This window comes from Hyphomicrobium sp. (genome assembly GCF_003987855.1).
Taxonomy (GTDB): domain Bacteria; phylum Pseudomonadota; class Alphaproteobacteria; order Rhizobiales; family Hyphomicrobiaceae; genus Hyphomicrobium_B.
Genome location: NZ_RXIZ01000007.1, coordinates 158,694 through 165,647 on the forward strand (window position 1 = coordinate 158,694; position 6,954 = coordinate 165,647).

General features: G+C 60.3%; 6 protein-coding genes. 4 read left to right on the forward strand and 2 right to left on the reverse strand.

Features of this window, described 5'->3' with window-relative positions; translation table 11 throughout:
* Window positions 1-110: 110 nt before the first annotated feature.
* Window positions 111-1,106 carry an NAD(P)H-quinone oxidoreductase gene (locus EKK30_RS06065; RefSeq protein ID WP_290981763.1) on the forward strand — a complete coding sequence of 332 codons (996 nt, stop codon included), beginning with the start codon at window positions 111-113 and terminating at the stop codon, window positions 1,104-1,106.
* A gap of 4 nt (window positions 1,107-1,110) precedes the next feature.
* Here the strand turns inward: EKK30_RS06065 and EKK30_RS06070 are convergent, their stop codons facing one another.
* The gene (locus EKK30_RS06070) at window positions 1,111-1,965 is read right to left on the reverse strand and encodes a TIGR01459 family HAD-type hydrolase (protein WP_290981766.1); all 855 of its coding nucleotides are present in this window, start codon (window positions 1,963-1,965) and stop codon (window positions 1,111-1,113) included.
* Window positions 1,966-2,079: 114 nt separating this feature from the next.
* Window positions 2,080-4,074 (reverse strand): EAL domain-containing protein, encoded by a 1,995-nt coding sequence (locus tag EKK30_RS06075; protein WP_290981769.1) that lies wholly within the window; start codon window positions 4,072-4,074, stop codon window positions 2,080-2,082.
* A gap of 326 nt (window positions 4,075-4,400) precedes the next feature.
* Between EKK30_RS06075 and EKK30_RS06080 the strand changes: the two genes are divergently transcribed.
* The 3 genes from EKK30_RS06080 to EKK30_RS06090 all read left to right on the forward strand — a co-directional run bounded on the left by EKK30_RS06080 (window position 4,401) and on the right by EKK30_RS06090 (window position 6,864).
* Window positions 4,401-5,144 (forward strand): SDR family NAD(P)-dependent oxidoreductase, encoded by a 744-nt coding sequence (locus tag EKK30_RS06080; protein ID WP_290981772.1) that lies wholly within the window; start codon window positions 4,401-4,403, stop codon window positions 5,142-5,144.
* A gap of 97 nt (window positions 5,145-5,241) precedes the next feature.
* Window positions 5,242-6,153, forward strand: a complete 912-nt coding sequence (locus tag EKK30_RS06085) for a LysR family transcriptional regulator (protein ID WP_290981775.1) — start codon at window positions 5,242-5,244, stop codon at window positions 6,151-6,153.
* 183 nt (window positions 6,154-6,336) lie between these two features.
* Window positions 6,337-6,864: a formate dehydrogenase subunit gamma gene (locus EKK30_RS06090; protein WP_290981778.1), complete on the forward strand. Its 528-nt coding sequence runs from the start codon at window positions 6,337-6,339 to the stop codon at window positions 6,862-6,864.
* The last annotated feature ends 90 nt before the right edge of the window (window positions 6,865-6,954 follow it).

Sequence of the window (6,954 nt, forward strand, 5' to 3'; positions counted from 1 at the left end):
GAACGCGTCGGTCGAGATCGGATGAGAGGTTCCGCCGCCCTAGGCCCGACTTGCCCTGCTAGCCCGCGCCGTGCATGTCTCTCTCAGTGACACTCAGGAAAGCACGATAGATGAGCCTCCCCACGACGATGAAAGCGATCTCGATCAACGGCGCCGGGGGACCCGAAGTCCTGGCCTTGACTGAGGTCCCGACGCCAGAGGCAAAACCTGGCGAGGTGCTGATCAAAGTCGTCGCCGCGGGCGTTAATCGGCCCGATGTCCTGCAGCGGCAAGGTAACTATCCCGCTCCGAAGGGGCACTCCGAACTCCCGGGCTTGGAAGTGTCAGGCACCATCGTCGCGCTCGGAGAAAACGCTGAGCGCTTCGCGATCGGTGATGCCGTGATGGCGCTCGTCCCCGGCGGCGGTTACGCCCAATATGTCGCCGTGTCCGAACTCGCGTGCATCAAGAAGCCCGAAGAAATTTCTTACATCGAAGCCGCAGCCATTCCTGAAACTTTCTTCACGGTTTGGCACAACGTGTTCCAACGCGGTGATTTGAAGTCGGGTGAAAAATTTCTCGTTCACGGCGGCTCGGGCGGGATCGGCGTGACAGCCATTCAACTGGCAAAAGCTTTCGGCGCGACGGTGTACACGACCGTCGGATCCGATGCGAAATGTGACGCCGCACGCACCCTCGGAGCCGACGTCGCGATCAACTATCGTACGGTTGACTTCGCTCAGGTCATCAAAAGCGAAACGGCCGGCAAAGGCGTGAACGTGATCCTTGATATGGTTGGCGGTGACTACATCGAGAAGAACATCCGCTCGCTCGCCGACGATGGCCGCCTCGTCAACATCGCCTTTCAGAAAGGGTCGACGGCCACGATCGATTTCATGCGAGTCATGCTGAAGCGGCTCACGCTCACAGGCTCAACGCTTCGCATTCGTTCCAATGAAGTGAAAGGTGAAATCGCCGCGGCGATTGCCAGCAAGGTCGTTCCCCTCATCGTCAATGGAAAGATCAAGGTGCCGATCGACAGCACATATCCACTCGCCAAAGCGGCCGACGCGCACGCGCGCATGGAGAGCAGCGAGCACATCGGCAAAATCGTCCTGACGATCTAGACCGTCACCAGACGAAGTTCTTCATGACGCCGACCGGTTTCGACGAACTCTTCGCGAACAGCCGGCTCGCCGCCGCGCCGATCTCTTCGCCGGGTTGCACATAAACACCGCTCGCAATGTAAACCGAACGAATATCGAAACCCGCTGCGCCGCCGATGTCTGTCGCCACACCGTCGCCGATCGCGAGCACCCGGTGTTTGGCCACTTGCTCGCCGCGAAACTCGGAGCCCGTCTTTAGAGCAAGATCGTAAATCGGCCGATACGGCTTCCCCGCGTAGCTTACCTTGCCGCCGATCGCTGCATACGCCGACGCGATCGCGCCCGCACAATAGACGACGCGTCCACCTCTCTCGACCTTGAGATCCGGATTGGCGCAGATCATCGGAACGTCACGAGACTTCAGCTTCTCGAGCAGACCAGCATAGTCTTCGGGAGTTTCGTTCTCATCGTCGTAGAGGTTTGTACAGACGACGACTTCTGCATCGTCCACCGACGCGCCCGGTTGTGCAGAGAGACCTGCGAAGGTGGCCTTATCGCGCTCGAGACCGATCAGCAGGACGCGGCGGCCAGCCCATTGCTCGATGAGGCTGCGCGAGACGTCACCGGAGCTGACGATCCCATCGTAAGACTCCCGTGACACGCCGATCCCGTCGAGCTGCTTTGCGACGCTCTCGCTAGGCCGCGGCGAGTTCGTGACGAGCAACGCGGTGCCCCCGCGCTCGCGAAAAGCCGCGCATGCGGCGACCGATGACGCGAACGGTCGAACGCCGTTGTGCATCACGCCCCAAATATCGACGAACCAGAGATCTGAAGTCTCTGCCAGGGGCGCAATTGAAGAAAGTACAGGAATGACACTCATCGGTGCGCAAGCCTTCGACTGAGCCCGCCACATGCGGTTGCGACCGGCCTATAAACGAAGCGGCGCCGGAATGTCATCCGGCGCCGTCGTCACAGGATTGGCGTTGCGAAGTCGTCAGGCAGCGGCCGATTGATCGGGGCTGCCTGCAGGACCGCCCTCGACGTTGACCTGCCGTGGAGCCCCAAACAGAGGGCCCTGCCCGAGGAGAATGCCAGCATCCAGGAGCCGCTTCTGCGTCCCGGCGTCCTGAATGCCGCTAGCGATGATTGAGAGCCCAGCGAGCGTTGCACGTTGCACAACCTCTTCGGCCGGTACGAAGCGCTCAGGCGTAGACATTCCGGTCAGCAACGCCTGTGCATCAATTCGAACGAAGCGGAACCCGGACCTCTGCAGCGTCGCAAAGTCCGTGCCCATGTGCAGCACCTTATCGAGCGCCATGCGGAAGCCGAACGAGTGCATATCGCGAACGGCCTGCCAAGCCGCCGGAGAAAATCCATCGACCGCCCGCTGTGAAAACGTAAGCACGAGCTGCGCCGATATCCGCTTGCGAGCCTCATACGCGTGCGCGAAGCTTTCAAGGAACGCTCTGCTGACCATGGACGTGCCGAGGAAATCAGCGAGCAACGAGCCCTCCCGCTCCCTCGCATCCATGCGTGTGGCCAACGCTGCTGCGCGATTAAGCCGTGCGATGTCGAACTGCGTATCTAGGTCCCCGCCGATGACTGCGAAATCATCATCGTTCGCTTCAAGAGGCTCGCCATCCATGCCCCGTAGAACGGCCGACATTTCGTAATGGCTGACGGAATGCTCCGCGAGCGTCACGATAGGCCCGAGCAGCAGCTCGATGGCGTCGTCCTCAACAGCACGCACGATCGCCGCGGCGCGGGGAGGTAGCGCCGCCACGGCCGGCTCGAAGTTCGGCAGTGGGAGTTCCAAGCTAGGCGACGCCACATCCCGATCGCCGTTGATTGGCGCTTCCGCCACTGGATCAGAACCCGCTATCCGCTCCGCCGATGCAGGGATGACGAGCTCACCAAATCCGTCCTTCGGCAGCGCGCTTGAAAGAGTAGGCTCCTGGGCAGGTTCCGGCGTCGGATTTGGCGCGAACGCCTGAGCTTCGAACTTCGGAACAAAGTCTCCCAGCGAGGGGCGCTGACGCATGCTCTTCGCAGCAGCACGTAGCGCGCCGATGGAGTTTTCGAGCGCACTCGCTTCTGCTTTCGGCCGCTGAACCACTCGTGCTGGTTTGGATTTGAGCGCTTCGGCGGCATTCACCTCGTCGGCGAGCTCTTTGATTTTTCGCTGCACGAGTTCGAGATCGCCTTCAACGGTCGTGACAACCGAGGCTCCCGTCGGCGACGGGTTTATTCCAGCGGGTCCCGACGAAGGGTCTTGGACATTCACCTGAGCATCCGTGCGCGGCCGGAAGGACCAATGCTCGCGCACAATTTCCCCCTGCGGTGGCAGCTGCGGTCCGATGGGCTCTTCCAGCACAGGAGCCGCCGCGATCGGCGGAGCTGTGAGGCTTGGATCGACCGACGGCTTCGCGCCCTCCATTGGTGGCTGCATGGGTGACCGCATCGGACGTCGAACGCTGCGCTCAAGTTCGGACCCCGCCGTCGTGGGCTGCGCGTTCGGCCCTGGATCGGATCTTGGAACCATATTTCCGATGTCGCGGCTGAGTTCGCGAATCCGCGCCTCTGAAGACGACGGCGCAGGTACGGATGCGGCGCGCGGCGCCGTTCTTTGCCGTGGCGTTTGCCGACTCTGGGCAAGCTCGGCTTGCAGCTGTGCGATCTGCGCCGACTTTTGCATCTGCTTATGGATCAGCATAAGCAGCGCCAGCGTGACGGCGCCCATCGCGACGGATACCGAGAGCGACATTCCAAGCTGGGCCGAGCTCATGACCGTCACGGCGATCGACGCGATCACGATGGATCCAACCACCAGATTGTCTCGGGGCTTGGCGTCGACGGGCCCATCGCTTTCGCGTGGGCCGTTCGGAGCTGCAGGACCGCCTACAGGAGCAGGTCCAAGAGCCGGCGACGGGGCAGCGGTGTCGGCGGGCCCGCCACCGGCTTGCGGCTTTGAGTTTTCCTGTTTTGTCATCTCGTTCCAAGCAGCTAGTCGATTCGTGGACTTTAACTTTCGCAGACGCGGGAAAAGATTAGCAACGTTCGCCTATCGACCTATCACCACCTTTTGCACCGTCGGACCGCCCACACACCACATCTATGCGCCGGAGGGGCAGCAGGGTCACAGCCCCATAACGCGCAGGCCCGTGCATAGTCGCAAAAGCGCCCTTGACCCGTCTCCCGCAAACCCGAATCGGCTGGCTGTTTAGGTCTCGTTAGGCGAATCGGCGTGCTATCATGCGACCGACGGCGCCTCTCGCGTTCGCCGGTTCAGCGTGTTGTCAGGAGGGGAAGAGCGCCATGTACATGGATCGAGTTGGTACCAGTGTCGAAGAAGAAGTCTCCAGTGAGCTTTCGCAGGCGCGCATCCTCATCACAGGTTTGACCGGAAACTCGGGCGTCGACGTTGCCCGTTCCTTCGCGGATCTCAACGTACGTCTCGTTGTTCATACCGCCGATCTATCTCCCGAACTCGTTGAGCTGTTCGCCTTCCTTTCGCAGAGCGCCAGCGAGATTCGTCTCCATACCCTTGACATCTCTACGGCAAACGCCGCTGCACACTTTGCGCAAACCTCCGCCCAAGCTTTCGGCGGGCTTGATGCAGCTATCAACCTGACGTCCGTTTCGTCGGCAGAAATCGACGCGATCCATGATGATGCCGATCTCGAAGCGTTGATTGAAGCCAAGCTCGCCCCTCTTGCACAGCTGACGCGCGTCATCGCCAATCGCATGTGCGTGGTGATGAGCGAAGGTCTTGTGCTCAACGTCGTCAACATGCCCGAACCCCGCGACGCGCGATCGTCGGCGGTGGCCGGCTTGGTACGGACGGCACTCGCCTCGATGATCGCTCAGGAATCTCGGGAATGGGCGAACAAGGGCATTCGCATCAACGGCGTCGGTCCACGCGCCTTCTTCGACGGCAGCAGCTCCGGGGCCTATCTCGCGACGGAGCCGGACATTGCCTCGCTAGCGCTGCATCTCGCATCGCGCCGAGGCCGCTCCTTCTCGGGCCACGTCTTCGATTCCTGCGGTTCGGGCTTCTGATAAGCCGCCCGAACCTCATCCTCAGCTCGAAGCGCTTTTGTTGCGTTTTCTCGGGAAGCACCGATAAGTGCGCTCTCTCAAGGCGAGAGAGTGTGAGATGGACATCCGGCAGCTTCAGTATCTCGTCGCACTCGCTCGAGAAAAACACTTCACGCGCGCGGCACAGGCCTGCAACGTCACGCAGCCGACCCTGTCCGGTCGCATTCGCCAGCTCGAACTCGAACTCGGCGTCCCCATCGTCGAGCGCGGCCAGCGCTATCAGGGGCTGACGCAGGAGGGCGAACGCGTCTTGAAATGGGCGCAGCTCATCCTCAACAACTGGACGTCGATGCACCAGGAGTTGGCGCAACTCGCTATCAGCGACTTTGGACTGACAGGGCGCCTTGCGCTTGGCGCCATACCCTCCGCGCTGCCCATCATTCCATATCTGACTCGGGACGTGCAGCGGCTGCATCCCGAAATCAACTTCACGATCATGTCGATGAGTTCCGAGGAAATTCTGCGCGGCCTCGAAGATTTTTCGATCGACGCGGGGATCAGCTATCTCGACAACGAACCCATCAACGACCTTCTGGCTACGCCGCTATATGTCGAACGCTATTGTCTTTTCGTCCCCGCCGGGCATCGCTTCGCAAGCTTGGATCAGGTCACCTGGAAAGAAGCGGCCGAGCTACCGCTTGGGCTTTTGACCACGAACATGCAAAACCGCCGGATTATCGACCGGGCGTTCGAGGCGGCCGGCTGCCACCCTCAACCGGCCCTCGAAACCAACTCTGTAATCAATCTTTATTCAAACGTCCGGCTCATGGACCTGGCCAGCGTGATGCCGCGCTACCTCGCCAACATGCTGGGCGACGATGCCGGCGTGAAAGCGATCCCACTCATTGAACCCGAGGTGGCCCATAGCGTGGGAGTGGTCACACAGGATCGTGATCCGGTTGCGCCGCTCGTTAGAGCGTTCAGACAAGCCGCCAGTCACTTCTCAACAAACGGAATTTCCCTGGAGTGAAAAGAGTTTATCCAAAATAACTACATAGATTGCCTCAGTTGGCGCGATGCATTATAGACGGCATCTATGATTAAATCGGCGATATCAATTTGAACGTATGGTCGTAATGACCCACTAGAATTCATGCGGCAAAGTGCGCATCTGCGTCACGTGACCGCCAACACGACCGAGGAAACGCCAAGCATGGCGAAAAAAGCCGAAAAATCAAAAGGCTCATCCGCGCTCCCGGCCCCTCCAACCTCCCCGGCGGAGGTTGCTGCGCTCGCCGTTTGCGCCCGTCACGGCAACAAGCCCGATGAGCTTCTCGAAATCTTTCACGAGTTGCAGCATCAGTTGGGTTACGTGCCCGATGCCACGCTGCCCGTCATCGCCAACGCGCTGAATCGCTCGCGCGCCGAGGTCTACGGCGTACTCACTTTCTATCATGAGTTTCGCCGGCACCCATCGGGCAAGCACGTGGTCAAGATTTGCCGCGCGGAAGCCTGCCAAGCGATGGGCACGAAGGCCCTTTGCGATCACGCCGAAAAATCGTTGCGTACCAAGCTGGGCGGCACGACCGCTGATGGAGCGATAACGATCGAACAGGTTTTCTGCTTGGGCAATTGTGCCCTTTCACCCGCCATTATGGTCGGTGAAAAGCTGTATGGCAAAGTAGATCCGCAACGTTTCGATGAGATCATCGGCTCACTCGAGAAGGAAGCCGCCGAATGATCAAAGTCTTCGTACCCAGAGACGCTGCTGCACTCTCAGTGGGCGCAGATGAAGTTGCTGCGGCCATCGCCAAAGAGGCGAAGACCCGCA